Below are 17,320 nucleotides of genomic sequence, written 5' to 3'. Positions count from 1 at the left end.
TAAAAAGATAGAATCTGCTATTTTTCAAGCAGATTATCCATTGACGAAATAATTTCCGGAGCCATATAATCTCTGCCTCCTTCTATCCTTGCAACCATCTTACCCATTTTATCGAGAATAACTGTAGTCGGAATAGAATTGCCTAAAAAGCGTGATGGAATTTCACCATTAGGCATATAAAGTGGAAGGTCTAAATTGTTCTTCTCCATAAACCTTTTTGACACATCGTAATTTCCATCAACATCAACCATTAGAAAAACTAAATCCTTATTCTTATAGTGTTTCTTTAAATTGTTGATAGATGGCATTTCACGAACGCATGGAGGACACCAGGTAGCCCAAAAGTTGATGAATACAACTTTTCCCTTAAGGTCATTCAAAGTGACAGCTTTTTTATGCTCATCTAAAAAGGATATCCCATCGTTTGTAGGTTCATTTTCAACAACAGGTGTTGCGGGAGTTTCAGGAGTTGCTACTTCCGACTTTGCACTATCATTAGCTTTTCCATTACCATTGGAGCATGCCAATACAGATAAAGTAATGGCCATCATTATACTGAATATTGTTATTGTTTTAAAGTTCATATTGTGTTTCATTTATTTATTTTTTCTTTAGTTTAATTTTCCTACTTCAAGTTCTTCTGATGGATTTTTTAATACTTGTTCTTGAGCACTAATATCACCAAAAACTTCTACAAGACTATCCAAACGAACACCTTCTTTAACTAGAATCCGTTTAATTTCATTATTATTCAGAGCCATAATAAATGTACCTGATTGTGCATTGATAATACTTTTAGGTGCAACCCAATAAGATGGTGACTTCCTTTGTAAGTTTAGTTTTACTTGTGCATATTCTCCTCCCTGAAGTTTTTTATCGGAATTATCTACGTCAAACTCAAGTGTTAAAGAGCGATTTTGCACATTTAAGAATCCAGATGTTCTTGATAATTTTGCTTCAAATACATCTCCAGGATGAGAACTAACTGTAAATTTTGCTTTCATACCATCTTTAACAGATGCAGTATGTTTTTCAGGCATAGATAAAGTTAAACGTAACTTGTTCCCTTGTGCAATATTGAACAAGGGCTGATTTGAACCTGGTCCTACCAAAGCGCCCAAAGAAACATTTTTCTTAGTTATCACCCCATCAAATGGAGCAACAATACGCAAATATTGTTTTAATTGAGAAGCATGTGCAGTACCTGCTTTAGAAGATTCATAAGCAGATTTAGCACCTTGCATCATACTTTTTGCTCTGTCTAGCTCAATCTTTGCAACTGCTCCGTCAGTTGACGAAGCCTCCAGTAAACGTTCATAGTTCTGTTTTGTAAAAAGGTAATCACTGTGCATTTTTTCTTGTTTAGACTTATCTGATAAGTACTGTTGATCCATTTCTGGAGCTTCTAAAACGGCGAGTAGCTGATTTTTGCGAACATAGGTACCTCTGTCTACATACATTTTCTGAATGAAGCCATTGACCTTCGCATAAACCTGTACCTCATCATAAGGTTCCAATTCACCCGGGATTGATATGGTATATGTAGGGTTGATAAATTGAACTTGTTCAGTTTCTACAGAAACTGGTGCTTTCTTATTAACCTGTTTATCTTCTTTTTTTTCCTCAGGCTTTGCTGAACATGATAAAAGAGTACTGATGGAGATTAAACTACAAATAATATATAAACTTATTTTCTTTAATTGTTTCATAACATTAATGAATTTGTTTTTAGTTTGTTACGCTTTTTGGGTTGAATAATATTGACTTTTCTCATCGTCTGGATCCAGAGATGGGTTCACTATGGAAGCCTTAGACATCACAGATGCAAAGAAATGAGGCACCAATAATAAGATTGTAAAGGTTGAAGCTAACAACCCTCCTATCACTGCTCTTCCTAAAGGGGCAACTTGTTCAGCACCATCCCCCATTCCTATTGCCATGGGCAACATACCTGCAAACATCGCTGCAGCAGTCATTAATACAGGCCTTAAACGTGATGCAGCAGCCATCCGTGCCGCATGAATAGGCCTAAGAGCATAGTGCTTTCTGTAATATTCTGCCTGGTTGACTAACAAAACAGCATTGGAAACCGAAACACCGATGGACATGATAATACCCATATAGGATTGTAAGTTGAGGGTACTTCCTGTTAAGAAAAGTATAATCAAACTCCCAGCTATAACAGATGGTACTACTGATAAAATAACCAATGGCACTCTAAAGGATTGATAAAAGGCAGCTAACATCAGGAATATTGCAATAACAGCTACACCAAGTCCGATGATCAGACTATCTAATGTATCATCCAAAAGCTGCAATGTTCCCTCAGTCCAAACTGTGGTACCTTTAGGCGGAACTCCTGCATCCTTAATAGCTGCTTTTACAGCTTTTGACGCAGTACCAAGGTCTTTATTATACATATTTGCAACCAACGTGACGTATCGGTGAGGTCCTTTACGATTAATTTGTGCTGCTGCAGGCGCTCTTTTTATAGTGGCAACATCTTCCAAAACTGGTCTTAAACTCCCTTTCTTTAAAGGTATTGAACGTAACATTTCTTCGGTGGCCATGATCTCTTCAGGTATTTGAACCTGGGTCTGGAATACAAGTCCCGATTTAGGATCAATCCAAAGATTTTTATCGGTGTAACGTGTTGACGAAGTTACAGCAACCATACTACGTGTAACATCTTGCATTGTCAGTCCAAATTGTGCAGCCAGGTTTCGGTCTACATCTATCTGCAAAGTGGGATAGTTTAATGACTCAGCTATGCGTACATCCCGCAGATAGGGAATTTCCTTTAGCTTCTCCTCAATCTTTCTAGCATGCTTTTCAGCAACTTTTAACTGATTTGCTCCAACTTTAACTTCAATAGGTGTCATTGCCCCCTGTCCCATAATCTTTTCGGTCAGGTCCATAGCTTCAAAATTAATTCTAGCTTCGGGATGGTTTTTCGCAACAACTTTTCTCAGATTCTCCTTTAATTCTTCAATAGACCCTTTGTAAATTTCCTGATCAATAGAAATCTGTAATACAGCTTCATTTGAAGAACTGGTAAATAAAAAGATAGGATTAATTGGCGTTGATGCCGGATGCATACCTATATAAGCAGAACTGATGGATAGACCATTTTCTGGTACCTGCCCTTTTACATCTTCTATAATGCGCTTAACTAAAGCTTCCGTTTTTTCAATTCTGCTACCTTGAGGAGCAACTACTCTAACTTGAAAATCGCCACTATTTGAAACAGGCATAACATCTGTTCCTACGACTCTTAAAACTAATGCAATAATTCCCCCCGCTAATACAACATAGGAAGCAAATAAAACCACAGATCTTCCTGACCATTTTCTTAATTGAAATGCATAGCGGGTTCTGAATTTATTAAACAAGCTTTTCTTTCTACCCAATTGTTTATCAACTGACTCATGCTTATTCTTCATCATCCAGTTGGCTAAAATTGGCACAAAAGTTTGTGATGCCAGGAAGGATGCAATCATAGCAAAAGCAACTGCCATAGATAATGGAAGGAACATATCTTTAGGGATCCCAGTCATAATAAAGGCTGGTGTCAGTACCGTAAGGATACATAGCATGATCAACAATTTAGGGATAGAGATTTCCAGTAGTGCATCTATAATTGCACGCTGTTTTTTCTTACCCATTTCCATATGCTGGTGTATATTTTCAATGGTTACTGTGGCCTCGTCAACCAATATGCCAATGGAAAGCGCCAGGCCACTCAAAGTCATCATGTTAATCGTATACCCCAGCATATACAGTGCACATACGGCTGATAAAATTGCAATAGGAATGGTCAGCACAACAATAATTGCTCCGCGTGTATCTCCCAAAAACAGCAGGATAACTAAACCAGTAAATACAGCTCCTAGTACGCCTTCGTGAACCAAGTTAGTTAATGAGCGTTCGATGTACTTAGATTGGTCAAATTCATACCGAATATTAACATCTTCTGGCAACTGGTCTTTTAGTGTTGGCAATGCTAATTTTAAATTTTCGACTGCATCCAGTGTAGAAGCATCTGCTTTCTTGATGACGGGTAGGTAAACAGATCTTTTACCGTTTACCAGAGCATAACCAACAGTCTGATCGGCACCATCCTGAACACTTGCAACATCACCAACATAAATAGTACGTCCGTCAATAGTTTTAACGGGAGTCTTTAAAAATTCTGTTGGGTTCTTTGCAATGGAATTAATAGGTGCCATGAAGTTCTCATCACCAATTCGGATATTACCGGCAGGTGATGGATGACTATTTTTGGTAATTGCTAAAGTGATTTCTTCTGGACTTAATCCATTCGCCTGCATGGCCATCGGATCAATGTTGATCAGTATGGTACGGTTATTTCCTCCAAACGGAGCGGGCGCTGTAATCCCAGGTATAGTCACAAACATAGGGCGTATTTTAGTCAACACCAATGTCTGTATCTCTGTAATAGAACGTTGCGGACTTTCAAAGACCAATTGTCCTACTGGCAAGGAATTTCCATCAAAACGAACTACCATTGGAGGCACAGCTCCAGGAGGTAAGAAACCCATAGCTCTGTTGACCTGTGTAGAGACCTCTCCAGCAGCCTGCGCCATATCTGTCCCCGGATAAAAAGTAAGCTTCATCATGGTCAGCCCTTGTATACTTTTGAAATCGATGTTTTTTACACCTGCCACAAAAAGTAAAACCTTTTGGAATTCATTAGCCATAAAGCCATCCATATATGCAGGAGAGAGTCCTCCATAAGGCATAGAAATGTACATTGCCGGAAGTTCTACTTCAGGAAAAATGTCAACTTTTATATTTTTAATGGTATTAAAAGAAAAGACACCAATTACCATGACAAGCACCATCACAGCAATCGGTTTTCTTAAAGCCAAACGTATAAGATTCATTTGCTAAGATTTAAAGGTTATTAAATAAAAAGTCGAAATTATTTGTGAGTTCAGCTTCATTAACCAATTGCAGCCAGTAGCTGCGAGAGGCTTCGATATGGTTATTTTCAGCTTGTTCTAGTAGCATGCGTATTTGCAATAATTCGGTTAATGTGATCAGACCACTTTTATACCGTGCCATATACATATTGTAAGCATCTAAAACATGCTTTACAGCATCAGCAGTCTTGGTCAATTGCTTTTGCTGCTCACCTAATTTACTTTTTGCAGCCCCTAAATTTGCTGTCATTTGTAATTCAAATTGGCCTTGCATAAATTTTGTTTTTTCAGCCTTTTTAAACTGCGCATTTGCCTTTAACCTGTTACTATATAAGTTGGTCAGATTCCAGGAGAGTCCAAGTCCTACTAAAACATTATTGGTACTGTTTGAAAATCCATCTTTCCAATTACCCGAAACAGAACCTGTCGAACCAATTCCTGTTCCTCTATAAGCATATCCACCAAGGAGCTTTATAGATGGTAGAGCAGATCTTTTCTCAGCAATTCCATTTAATTCATGATAAGATGATTGTTTATCAAATGTCTCAAGAAATGGATGTAAGGGATTTATTGATGCAGGATTCGAATTACTAAATGTAGGTTTGATAAATCCGGCTTCTGAATAAGAATAATCCGATACATCTTGAACATGAAGTTCTTTTAAAAGTTGTGTAGATGCGCTTTTATTACCTGCCAGATTGTCTCTTTCAGCTAAAGCCTGGATATATGACGAATAAGCTAAAAGACTATCAGCAGCAGGTTTAATTCCAGATCGGGCTAATCCAGCGGCTGACTTTTTGATGTCATAAAGACGAGCTGCATTCTGATCTATCCATTTCAACTTGACGTTATTATAAATAAGCTGGATATACCGAGTTGAAAGTTCTTTTTTCAAGCTAACCAAATAGGCTTCTTTATCGGCAGAACTAAGTGCGGTCAGCATTTCAGTAGCTTTATTTTCTGCCTGCTGTCTTCCAAAAGCAAATAATTCAAATTCCAATGTTGCAGAACCAAAAGTACTTGCTGCGGTAGAAGAGCCACTTAACCCTTTGGCACCATTTACATTAAATAGTCCGGGTTGCTGAAAAAAACCTCCAGTACTTGCTTCGTAAGTACCATAGTTATTTTGCATCTGCATTTTGCCTTGTGGTAAAGCATTACTTTTTGTAGCTCTTTCAGAATACTTTGCAGATTCAATGTCTGATTGCTTAGCCATAATCCCAGGGTAGTTTTTCTCTACCAATGACCATAAGTCTCCCAATGTATGTTGCTTTTGCTGCGCATAAAGAGCTGGTGCAGCCAATGTCAGCCAAAAGAAAATACTGGCCGACAAGAAAAATCTTATCATGTTTAAAAATTATTTAATACCAAAAAGTATTCGGTATGGTTTATTGAAATAAACTACATAGAGAATTGCACACGCTTAAAAAGCTGTGTATAAATACTGGTATTATATGATAAGTTTGCGATACTGAAGAAAGATAGGCAGGGAGCCTGAAATCTGACCGCTATTATAAAATGGGTGCTTATTCTGTTTCTGTAAAAGATGGAAACCAAATAAGAATGAAAAAGTACAAAATGCTAAAATTGCTATGGAAGCACCACTTAACTTAATATCAGGTTTCTGAATATTAAAAACCTTTGCATCGGCAGCATAAAGACAGTCCGTTGCAGAAGAAGAAATAAAAGATTTACCTTGATTATTTAAGCCATTTTTCTGAGCAGCAGTATGCTGAACTCCTAATTGACTTTTGATACTTGACTTGATTGCACAAGAGGATAAAATAACACAAAAGATAGCAATAATACCAATAATTGGCCGCCATTTAATTGTATTAAGATATGTTTTGTTTAACCTCATCAATTGCAAAAGTACTGATTTTATTTGTGTTGGACAAAAGTTACTGAATACGGGCAGTTCATTTAGTCGCTTCATCCCAGCCAGTTCTTGCGAGTTGGGCAATGATCTGATCAATTCTCTGCTCGCTTTCTTTAGACATAGATACAAAAATTGAAACCAGCATTTTATTCCCATTCGGAAGAGTAATAATGCCAATGTCATTGGAAGCAGTCATCACTCCCACTTTATTTATTCCTGAATTTCCTGTTTTATGAGCGACAGCGGTACCTTCAGGCAATAACCCCTTAATTTTATTTGGACCTGAAACAGTTCCCTCCATTGTTTTCATCAAAAAATCAGTGGTAGCCTTTTCAAGCACCTGTCCTTTACAAAACTTTAACATTAGTGCATTTGCCGCATTTGGTGTTGTCCAATTTCTAAACTGCATCTCCTCATCCTCGTGCATTTCTTCTTCGGTTCCCACTATAGCACAATCTTTAATTCCTAGTTTCCCGATATATTCATGTACCTTATTTGTACCTCCAACTAAGCGAAACAATATATCACAACCATTATTATCACTCTCCGCCACAGTAACTCGAATGATTTCGGACAAGGGTAATGTTACATTTCCATTTGGGTATTTATCTCTTAACGGACTCCATGTATTTGGTAACAAATCACTCTTTTTAACAAGAATTCCCTGCTCTAGTTTAAACGCTCCCTTATCAACCTGATCTAGCACAGCAAGAGCAAGGTGAAATTTGTACACACTTTGCATAGGATAATGTTTATCTCCATTTACTGAAACAGATCTTCCATCTTCTAAAAATAATACAGAGACACCAACATCGGCTTTTTGACCATTAATGACAGTCTCCATTTTATGTTGAAATTTGTCATTTTTTGCACAACCGATAAATGAAAAAATGAAGGTTATAAATATTAAAACAATGGGATAGATGTTCTTCATAAAACAAATTTAAGAAATTACTTAGCTGCTCATTATAAATCCATTTTTAAAAGTAAATGATAAAATAGTATATATCATAAAATTGTCAATACTCGGTTTTGTAGAAAATTAGCCTTCGCAAAAAATTATCTTTGGCCCATATGTTTATTAAGCTGTTTCATTTCTTATCGCTCTTCGCGTATTTGAACACCATCACTTATGAAGGTGGAGAAACTTCTGTAAAAAACATATTTGCAGGTGACTCATTTATTGAATTTGTACTCGATGATGTCATGAATATCCCAATGGATAATCTGGTCGATGACATAGAAATTCCTAATGAAAGTTACAGACTCTTCAATTCAATCATTCATATCATGCCAGCTATTTTGCTGGTTCTTTCCTTCTTTCTGGCAAGACAAATAGGAAAGGTTATTGTTATTGAACATCCTTTTTATAAAACAAAAAGCGTCTGTTTACCCAGTTATTACTCACACTTGTTTAGGTTCAAACCTTTCTAGTTGTTCTATTTATTTGTTTAAGAATTGATTTTCAAGCTTTAAAACTACAGGCAGATCTTTAGATAGTGCCCCTGCTTTTTTTTGCCCGGAATCAGAATCAAAGGAAACCACATTCTGGTGCCCTCTCCTTTTCATTATTCTTACTCAATCACATCTAACATCCCTGATTAAAATCTTGAATACCATGGATGTAAACTGCATCCATTAAAATTAATAAACACTATGAAACTTAATCATTTAGCGTATTTACCATTTTTTGTTGCAATTACAATTGCTGGCTGTACCTCCCAAAGTAAAGAGAAGACTATCGAAGAAACCAGATCTGTGCCTGTTGCACTGGTTAGTACTTTAGATACTGTAATCCATAAAGAATATATTGCAGATATACAGGCTGTAAAAAATGTGGAAGTAAGATCAAGACTATCTGGCTTCTTAGAAAAGATATATGTTGAAGAGGGTGCTGCAGTGAAAAAAGGTCAGGTTCTATTTAAAATTAATGATGAAGAATATAAAACAGACTTAAGCAAAGCAGAAGCTGCATTAAATAATGCAATTGCAGATGCAAAAACTGTTGAGCTGGAACAGCATAGAACTAAAATACTGGTTAAAAACAATGTGGTTTCCAAATCTGAATTAGACTTAGGTGCTGCAAAACTTAAAGCTGCAGAATCTCGTATTGCCGAAGCTAAATCTGTAGCCCAATATGCTAAATCACGATTGGCACATACACTGATTAAATCTCCATTTAGCGGTCGAATTGATCGCTTACCTTTAAAAGCGGGTAGTTTGCTCGAAGAAGGTTCGCTCCTAACTTCTGTGTCTGACCTTAGCGCAGTAAACGTTTACTTCGCCATTACAGAAAGAGAATACCTCGCCATTGCAAATGACTCTGCCTATTCTAAAAGCAGATTCAAAAAACAGGTTAAACTTACCTTGGCAAATGGTGAAGAATACCCATTTAAAGGTAGTGCAAGCTTTGCAGAAAGTGAATTTGCAAGTCAAACTGGCTCATTGTCTTTAAAAGCTACCTTCCCAAATCCTAATGGACTACTAAAACATGGTGCCTCCGGAAAAATTAGTGTGCCCGCAAAAACAGGAAAAATTCTTGTTGTACATCAGAAATCTGTTTTTGAGATACAAGACAGAACCTATGTATATCTTTTAACTGAAGATAATAAGTTAAAGATGACACCTTTTAAAGCAGGCCAACGTGTTGGACACTATTATATCGTTGATTCTGGACTGAGTAGCTCAGATAAAATTGTATTTGAAGGTACCCAAAGTTTAAGAGATGGTCTGCAGGTAAAACCTACTGATATCAGCATCAATGCAATGAATACGGTAGCAAAAAATTAATCATTATGTTTGAACAATTTATAAAACGACCAGTATTATCACTGGTCATTTCGCTATTTATAACGCTCTTGGGACTACTGGCTCTTTTTACATTGCCAGTGACCCAATTTCCTGATATTGTTCCACCTTCAGTCGTAGTAACTGCAAATTATACTGGCGCAAATGCAGAAGTAAGTACTGATGCCGTTGCAATTCCTTTGGAAAGAGCTATTAATGGTGTTGCCGGTATGACTTACATGAGTTCGGTATCAACAAACAATGGAACAACGTTAATACAGGTATTCTTTAAAGTAGGTACAGACCCTGATATTGCAGCTGTAAATGTACAGAACAGGGTGACGACTGTATTGGATGAATTGCCAGAAGAGGTAATTAAAGCTGGTGTCACCACAGAAAAAGAGGTGAACAGTATGTTAATGTACCTCAACATCTATAGTGAAGATCAATCGGCCGATGAACGTTTCATTTACAACTTTACAGATATCAATATCCTGAAAGAACTGAAACGTATTGAAGGTGTTGGTTTTGCCCAGATTATGGGTTTACGGGATTATGCGATGCGTGTCTGGCTTAAACCTGATCGTTTGGCTGCTTATCAAATTTCAAGTGAGGATGTAATCGCAGCATTAAGAAAACAAAACGTAGAAGCTGCTCCCGGGCAAACCGGAATAGGCTCCGACAAATCCATAAATATGCAGCAATATGTTTTGCGATATCCTGGTAAATTCTCTGATGCGGAAGAATACAAAAATATCCCTATCAGGGCTAATTCAGACGGTTCAATTATCAGGATAAAGGATATTGCAGATGTAGAATTCGGTTCACTGGATTACGAAATGGTGTCAAAAACAGATGGCAGACCATCAGCTTCTATAATGATGAAGCAATTGCCTGGGTCAAATGCACAGGAAGTAATTAAAAATGTAAAGGAACGAATGGCGGCTTTGCAAAAAAGTTCATTCCCTCCTGGAATGAAGTACACCATGGGCTATGATGTATCTCGCTTCCTTGATGCATCTATATCAAGTGTTTTGATCACATTGCTCGAGGCATTTATCCTGGTTTTTATTGTTGTATATATCTTCTTACAAGATTTCCGATCCACATTAATCCCAGCCCTTGCTGTACCTGTATGTTTAATAGGAGCATTGTTCTTTATGCAAATGCTAGGATTCTCTATTAACCTTCTGACTCTTTTTGCGCTTGTATTAGCTATAGGTATAGTGGTCGACAACGCCATAGTTGTGGTAGAAGCAGTATATGCTAAAATGGAAGAGGAACATTTACAGCCCATGGAAGCAACACTTGCTGCTATGAAAGAAGTAGGTAAACCGGTAATTGCCATTACCATGGTTATGTCAGCCGTTTTTATTCCTGTAGCCTTCCTTTCAGGACCCGTTGGGATTTTCTACAGACAGTTTTCACTGACACTCGCTTCGGCAATCATCATCTCCGGAATAAATGCATTAACACTTACACCTGCCCTTTGTGCGATCATACTTCGCTCTCCTCATGATAAACCTGCATCAAAGGGGATTATCTCTCGTTTCTTCGGCAGATTCAATAAAGGCTATAACAAAATGGCTAATGGATACAAAGGTTTACTGAGCCGTATTGCTGGTCGTAGAATTCTAACTTTTGGGTTATTAATTGTGTTCTTTATCACCACTTGGGGAATGAGCAGTATTCTTCCATCTGGATTTATCCCAACTGAAGATCAGGGAATGATCTATGTGAATGTCACGACTCCACCGGGTGCTACAGTAGATCGAACTGAAGTTGTACTGAACGAAATTGATGAAATAAGCAGAAAGATGTCTTCCGTAGAAACGGTGTCTACGCTTGCAGGATATAGCCTTGTAAATGAGGTTTCTGGTGCTTCTTATGGAATGGGAATGATCAACCTCGTTGCCTGGGACAACAGGAACGAATCTGTTACAGATGTTATTAATGCTTTAAAAAAGGCGACGGCACATATCATGGATGCTGAAATAGAGTTTTTCCCACCGCCAACTGTTCCTGGTTTTGGTAACTCTGCAGGATTCGAATTACGCGTGCTGGACAAGACGGGTAATGATGATTTAAATAAGACGTCGGAAGTACTGACAAAGTTCATTAAAGATTTAAAAGCGGCTCCAGAAATAGAAAATGTATTTACCACATTCGACGTAAGCTTCCCTCAATATTTGCTTAAGGTAGATTATGACCTTGCCGCTAAAAAAGGTGTCAGTGTAGAAAATGCAATGAATACCCTACAAACCTTAATGGGGAGCTTTTATGCAACCAACTTTATTCGTTATGGACAAATGTATAAGGTTATGGTGCAAGCAGGGCCAAGCTATCGGGAAAAACCTGAAGATGTACTCAATCTTTTCATTAAGAATGATAAAGATGAAATGTTACCATTCTCTTCTTTCATAACAATGGAACGGGTATATGGTCCTGAACAGATTACCCGATATAATATGTTCTCTTCGGCCATGTTAAATGGTGATGCAACACCCGGTTTTAGTAGTGGTCAAGCAATTGAAGCTGTTGAGAAAGCTGCTAAAAATCTTCCCACAGGATATGAAATTGAATGGTCTGGTATGACGCGTGAACAAATCCTTTCGGGAAATCAAGCTGTATATATCTTCGCCTTATGTTTATTATTCGTATACCTGATTCTGGCCGCACAGTATGAAAGTTTCCTTTTACCCCTACCTGTACTTCTTTCTTTACCAGCAGGAATATTTGGAGCTTTCTTATTCTTATGGGCATTTGGACTTGAAAACAATATTTACGCACAGGTAGCACTGGTCATGCTCATCGGTTTGCTAGGAAAGAATGCAATCCTTATTGTAGAATATGCCTTAATTAAACAAAAAGAAGGCATGGGCTTTTTACAAGCTGCAATTGAAGGATCAGTAGCTCGTCTACGTCCAATATTAATGACATCCTTTGCTTTTGCAGCTGGTTTGATTCCTTTGATGATTGCCAGTGGTGCAGGTGCATTAGGAAACAGATCAATAGGTACAGCTGCAGTTGGTGGTATGATTATCGGCACAATAGTCGGTCTTATCGTTATACCCGGGCTCTATGTATTATTCTCTTCGCTTATGAAAAAGAAAACAATTCCAGTCGCAAAAATGATAGTGGCTATTGCTGCAATATCTATTCTTAGTAGTTGTGGGATGAATAAAGAAACTGCAGAGCATAAGCATCGTTCTGCTCCAATTTCTTATGATAAAAGTACAGATAGCATTACCATAGCTAATACACCTTGGAGAGAATTCTTTAAAGATGAGGCTTTGATCACTTTGATTGATACTGCACTTATAAACAATGCAGATATCAAACAAGCCTTACATCACATAGAGATTGCTAAAGCCAATTTACGTATTAGAAAAGGTATGGCTCTACCTAATTTAGATCTTGCTGTTGAAGCTGGATTACATAGGTATGGTTTTTATACCGCTGACGGAATCGGAAATTACGACTCCAATTTTTCAGAAAACTTAAAAGAAGATGAACGTGTTCCGAATCCCCTTCCCGACTATTTTATAGGATTAAGAACTTCCTGGGAAATTGATCTCTGGGGAAAACTCAAAAACAAAAAGCAGGCTGCCTTAAATAGATTTCTGGCATCATATGAGGGACGAAAGCTTGTTCAGACAGAACTGATCAGCAATGTTGCAAGTGCCTATTTTGAATTATTAAGTTGGAATGAGGAGCTAAGCATATTAAACAGGAACATAGTACTTCAGCAGCGGGGCTTAAAACTTATTGAAATTCAAAAAGAAGCTGGGGTAGCTACTGAATTAGGTGTCCAGCAATTTAGGGCCGTTGTAGCAAATTCAAATGCCCGAGTTCAGGAAGTAAAACAGCAAATTACACTGATGCAAAATCATCTGAACTTTTTAACAGGCAAGTTTGATGCGGATATACAATTAAAGGAAAATAGCTTTGAACAGTTTATAGCTATGGAACCTATTAACAGTGGTATACCTTTACAAATGATTGCATTAAGACCTGATATAAAAGAAGCAGGACTAGCATTAATTGCTTCGCAAAAAGATCTGAAAGCAGCAAATGCTGCATTCCTACCAGCTATTGTATTATCTCCTCAAATTGGATTTCAATCGTTCGACTTCAGCAAGCTATTTCAGTCTAAAACTGCATTGGCTTATGGTCTGGTTGGTGGAATAACCGCTCCGATCTTTAACCGAAACCGCTTACGTGCGGAGTACCAAACTTACGCGGCAACTTATGGCATCGCTTTTCAGAATTATGAAAAGATTGTCCTTAAAGCTTACAATGAAGTACAAGATGCTTTAAAAGCGCATAGCTTTATTAAGCTAAAAAGAGTATATATCTCCGATGAAGTAAAAGCGTTAAATTTAGCTGTTAAAGCAGCAAATGATCTCTTCCTGGCAGGTAGAGTAACCTACCTTGATATCATTACTACGCAAAGAAATGTACTGGATGCAGAGCTGAATGAAGTGCAAGCTAAAAAACAACAGGCCTTGAATAAAATATCTTTATACAAAGCCCTTGGTGGAGGTTGGAAATAATCAGTTTTCTCTTTATTTTAAAAATCCCCAAAAGCATTTGGCTTTTGGGGATTTTCTGTTACTTTTTTGTGACCATATTACGGAAGTTTATAACACTTGCTGCAACATCTGCACTATTACTTTTCCAATTGTATTCATATTCAGCAGAAATTCCGCCTTTAAAGTTTTGCCGCTTTAGTTCAGCTATCACACCTGGAATATTGCAAACACCTTCTCCCCAGTGAACATCATGCCCCTTTTTACCCGTTTCATGTAGATCCTTCATATGTGAATGCAATACATGTCCTTCAAGTTTCTTTAAGCAAGCTACAGGATCTAAGCCCGAACGTACCCAATGTCCAATATCTGCACAAGCACCAATTCTTTTACTTTGCCCTTTAATTGCATTCAATATAATATCTGGATTCCAATAGTGTGAAGGATTTGGATGATTATGAATCGCTACATTAATTTCATACTTATCAGCCAACTTAGATAATAAAGGAATAGACTTTTCATCAGGTTCTGATGTGATTGTATGAATTCCCATTGATTTACAAAATTCAAATAGCTTTACCCATTCTGCCTCATTATTTCCCTTAGTTACACCAAAAGCTATTACTTTAACATTAGCAGCCTTTAGTTTACTCAGAATTGCTTTTCTAGTTGCTTCGCTCATATTGGGATCCATCTTACCCTCAATCCCCCCACCTATTAGTTGCCCTGGAAATGCTTCAACATATCTAAGGTTGCAACTGTCAATTTTTTTAACAGCTTCAAAGAAGGTAAATAATCTAAATGTATAGGCTTGGGAACCCAGCTCCCAGCCAAGTTTTTGTTCTGGATTTACATTAGACTTTGCAGTACTGGTGGCTCTGGTTTTACAACCTGCAATAGCCAATAACATAACTAGACTCATTAATAAGCCCGATTTAATTTTTAAAAAATTCATATGTGTGGTTTGTTTTATTCAGATGATAGGTTCACAAAATTTAAATTGGCAAAGTACTAAGGTATAAAACAAAATCAATTCTGTTAAAGATATTCCATCAGCTTTTAAAGAAACCCATCATAAAGCATAAAGGGGGCAGATCATATTGATTTGTCCCCTTTATGTTACCGTATATAAATGCTTAAACTATTAACGTGGTTTATAAGTAGCTGCCAATTTTAATGCCTCGTAAGCATTTGCAATACCACCACTAACACACAACTCTTTAAAAGCGACTCTTTCTGTTTCCCCTCGTTTATTCTCCCGCCTAACCTTTTGCTGAACTTTCACTGCAGACTTCATAATAATTTCTCTAATATCCTTCGCTTTAAATTCCGGATAATAACTTAAAATCAACGCTGCCAGCCCTGAAACAACAGGAGCTGCCATACTTGTACCATCAAACTCCTCATACTTTGAGTCTGGAACAGTAGAATTGATCATAAATCCAGGTGCAAATACATCAACCGTATATTTTCCATAATTAGAAAAAGATGCTTTTAAACTCGCATCATTCTTATAAGCGCTTGCTCCTACTTCTATCCAATTAGTTGCATGTGGTAATTTAAACTTAAGTGTATCAATACCAATTTTAAGATCCTTAACTGGAATATTTCTCCCCATTCCATTTCCCTGTGCTTGAGTTTGATTAAGCAATGGTAACAGGGCATCCTGAACTTTTCTTTTATTGGCTTTCTTATATGCTGTTGCTTCCGGGCTTACATAATACTTATTGGGAAAATTCTCCTCTACATCGTTATCCTGATTATCATTACCTGCTGCATGCACCAATAACACTCCTTTTTGTTCAGCATACTTCACTGCAGAATCTACAGCTACTTTATCCCAATTGAAGCCTTTTCCAAAACTCATATTAATCACCCTTGCTCCATTGTCAACGGCATACCTGATTCCATTAGCAACATCTTTATCACGCTCATCACCTTCAGGAACTACTCTTATTCCCATAATGCGAACATTATTGGCAACACCATTTATTCCTATATTATTATTTCTATTAGCACCAATAATTCCAGCCACATGAGAACCATGATCCGCATTTGGTCCGGCTACATCATTATTGCCATAGAAACGTTCATAAGAATTGCTATAATCATCTCCAACTAGTTCAGCTCGCTGATCATATTTCACATTCAGATTGTAACGCAACATAATATCATATTGCTTGTAGGCATCTTTCATTTCTTTATGAAATTTCTCCATAGAGCCACTTTCTTTCACACCACGTCTAATGATCTTCTTACATTGCTCCTCTTCTTCCCCATCCGCCTTGTACTTCTCCATATCATCTAATGAAGGAATTGGCTTATTACTAACCTTTCCTACAGAATCGAGCATTCTATTAATTATTGAAAGTACAGCAAAAGTCTGATGGGCATTATCATATTTAATACCGAATTCAGCATTTGCTCTATTGTAAATAGCAAACTCTTCCTTTTCCACACTATCTAATACTGTCGATTTAATAGTTGAACGGTACTTAGGCATATATTTTCGAATGATCCGGATCAATTCAAGATTGTCATAAGCAAGATTCCCCTTCTTAGACCCTATAAAATTCCATCCATGAATGTCATCAATATAGCCATTCCCATCATCATCTATTCCATTATTCGGAATCTCTTTTGCATTAGTCCAAAGTACATCTTTTAAATCCTCATGAGTAGTCTGAACACCCCCATCGATTACTGCAACTATTATACTTTCTTTAGGCTTTTTATCTTTTAGTAATTCTTTGTATGCCTTTTCAGTACTTATTCCAAAATAACCATCCTGTAACAAGTCAAGATTATACCAGTTCGCAGGCAGTTTAACATTTTTATCTTGAGAAAATGCTGTTGAATTCAGGAATAGGAAACTTACAAAATATAATATATACTTTAATTTCATAGATTTTAACTTTGTCAATTTACGGAATTACAATAATACGGTTTTATTAATTTCAGGCATTTAGATTTAGCATTTTTTAACATAGCAGAACCATGTTGCAATTTCTATTGAAGGAATTGGGAGGTTGTCGATGTATTGGGATTGAAATTATTATAAACAAGAAAAGCCGGTAGTCATTTGAACTACCGGCTTTCTTTAAGATTTGGCACCGACCTACTCTCCCACGTGTTACCGCAGTACCATCGGCTCTGGTGGGCTTAACTTCTCTGTT

General features: G+C 37.2%; 11 protein-coding genes. 3 read left to right on the top strand and 8 right to left on the bottom strand.

Translation table 11 applies throughout. The features are described from left to right. Window positions 1-17: 17 nt before the first annotated feature. The 6 genes from WC623_RS13505 to bla all read right to left on the bottom strand — a co-directional run bounded on the left by WC623_RS13505 (window position 18) and on the right by bla (window position 7,669). Window positions 18-584 (bottom strand): redoxin domain-containing protein, encoded by a 567-nt coding sequence (locus WC623_RS13505; RefSeq protein WP_372851896.1) that lies wholly within the window; start codon window positions 582-584, stop codon window positions 18-20. Window positions 585-611: 27 nt separating this feature from the next. Beyond that, window positions 612-1,709, bottom strand: a complete 1,098-nt coding sequence (locus tag WC623_RS13500; RefSeq protein WP_372851894.1) for an efflux RND transporter periplasmic adaptor subunit — start codon at window positions 1,707-1,709, stop codon at window positions 612-614. Window positions 1,710-1,736: 27 nt separating this feature from the next. Then, window positions 1,737-4,907 (bottom strand): efflux RND transporter permease subunit, encoded by a 3,171-nt coding sequence (locus WC623_RS13495; protein WP_372851892.1) that lies wholly within the window; start codon window positions 4,905-4,907, stop codon window positions 1,737-1,739. Between the two features lie 10 nt (window positions 4,908-4,917). Then, window positions 4,918-6,294, bottom strand: a complete 1,377-nt coding sequence (locus tag WC623_RS13490; RefSeq protein ID WP_372851890.1) for a TolC family protein — start codon at window positions 6,292-6,294, stop codon at window positions 4,918-4,920. Window positions 6,295-6,396: 102 nt separating this feature from the next. Beyond that, a complete protein-coding gene (locus tag WC623_RS13485) occupies window positions 6,397-6,807 on the bottom strand; it encodes a hypothetical protein (RefSeq protein ID WP_372851888.1) in 411 nt (136 codons plus the stop codon). Window positions 6,808-6,865: 58 nt separating this feature from the next. Further along, the gene (gene bla, locus WC623_RS13480; protein ID WP_372851886.1) at window positions 6,866-7,669 is read right to left on the bottom strand and encodes a class A beta-lactamase, subclass A2; all 804 of its coding nucleotides are present in this window, start codon (window positions 7,667-7,669) and stop codon (window positions 6,866-6,868) included. 230 nt (window positions 7,670-7,899) lie between these two features. On the opposite strand from bla, the gene WC623_RS13475 reads away from it, so the two are divergent. The 3 genes from WC623_RS13475 to WC623_RS13465 all read left to right on the top strand — a co-directional run bounded on the left by WC623_RS13475 (window position 7,900) and on the right by WC623_RS13465 (window position 14,168). Next, window positions 7,900-8,259 (top strand): hypothetical protein, encoded by a 360-nt coding sequence (locus tag WC623_RS13475; RefSeq protein WP_372851884.1) that lies wholly within the window; start codon window positions 7,900-7,902, stop codon window positions 8,257-8,259. Window positions 8,260-8,481: 222 nt separating this feature from the next. Then, window positions 8,482-9,615 (top strand): efflux RND transporter periplasmic adaptor subunit, encoded by a 1,134-nt coding sequence (locus WC623_RS13470; RefSeq protein WP_372851882.1) that lies wholly within the window; start codon window positions 8,482-8,484, stop codon window positions 9,613-9,615. A 5-nt stretch (window positions 9,616-9,620) separates the two neighbouring features. Beyond that, window positions 9,621-14,168, top strand: coding sequence for an efflux RND transporter permease subunit (locus WC623_RS13465; RefSeq protein ID WP_372851880.1), 4,548 nt, complete (start codon window positions 9,621-9,623; stop codon window positions 14,166-14,168). Window positions 14,169-14,226: 58 nt separating this feature from the next. Here the strand turns inward: WC623_RS13465 and WC623_RS13460 are convergent, their stop codons facing one another. Together WC623_RS13460 and WC623_RS13455 are read right to left on the bottom strand one after the other, a co-directional pair. Beyond that, the gene (locus WC623_RS13460) at window positions 14,227-15,099 is read right to left on the bottom strand and encodes a sugar phosphate isomerase/epimerase family protein (RefSeq protein WP_372851878.1); all 873 of its coding nucleotides are present in this window, start codon (window positions 15,097-15,099) and stop codon (window positions 14,227-14,229) included. Between the two features lie 189 nt (window positions 15,100-15,288). Next, window positions 15,289-17,049, bottom strand: coding sequence for a S8 family serine peptidase (locus WC623_RS13455; protein ID WP_372851876.1), 1,761 nt, complete (start codon window positions 17,047-17,049; stop codon window positions 15,289-15,291). Window positions 17,050-17,320: the final 271 nt, after the last annotated feature.

Origin of the sequence: Pedobacter sp., from assembly GCF_041645105.1 — a bacterium.
GTDB lineage: Bacteria > Bacteroidota > Bacteroidia > Sphingobacteriales > Sphingobacteriaceae > Pedobacter.
The sequence above is the reverse complement of the archived record's forward strand: the minus strand, read 5'-3'. Positions and strand labels throughout refer to the sequence as shown.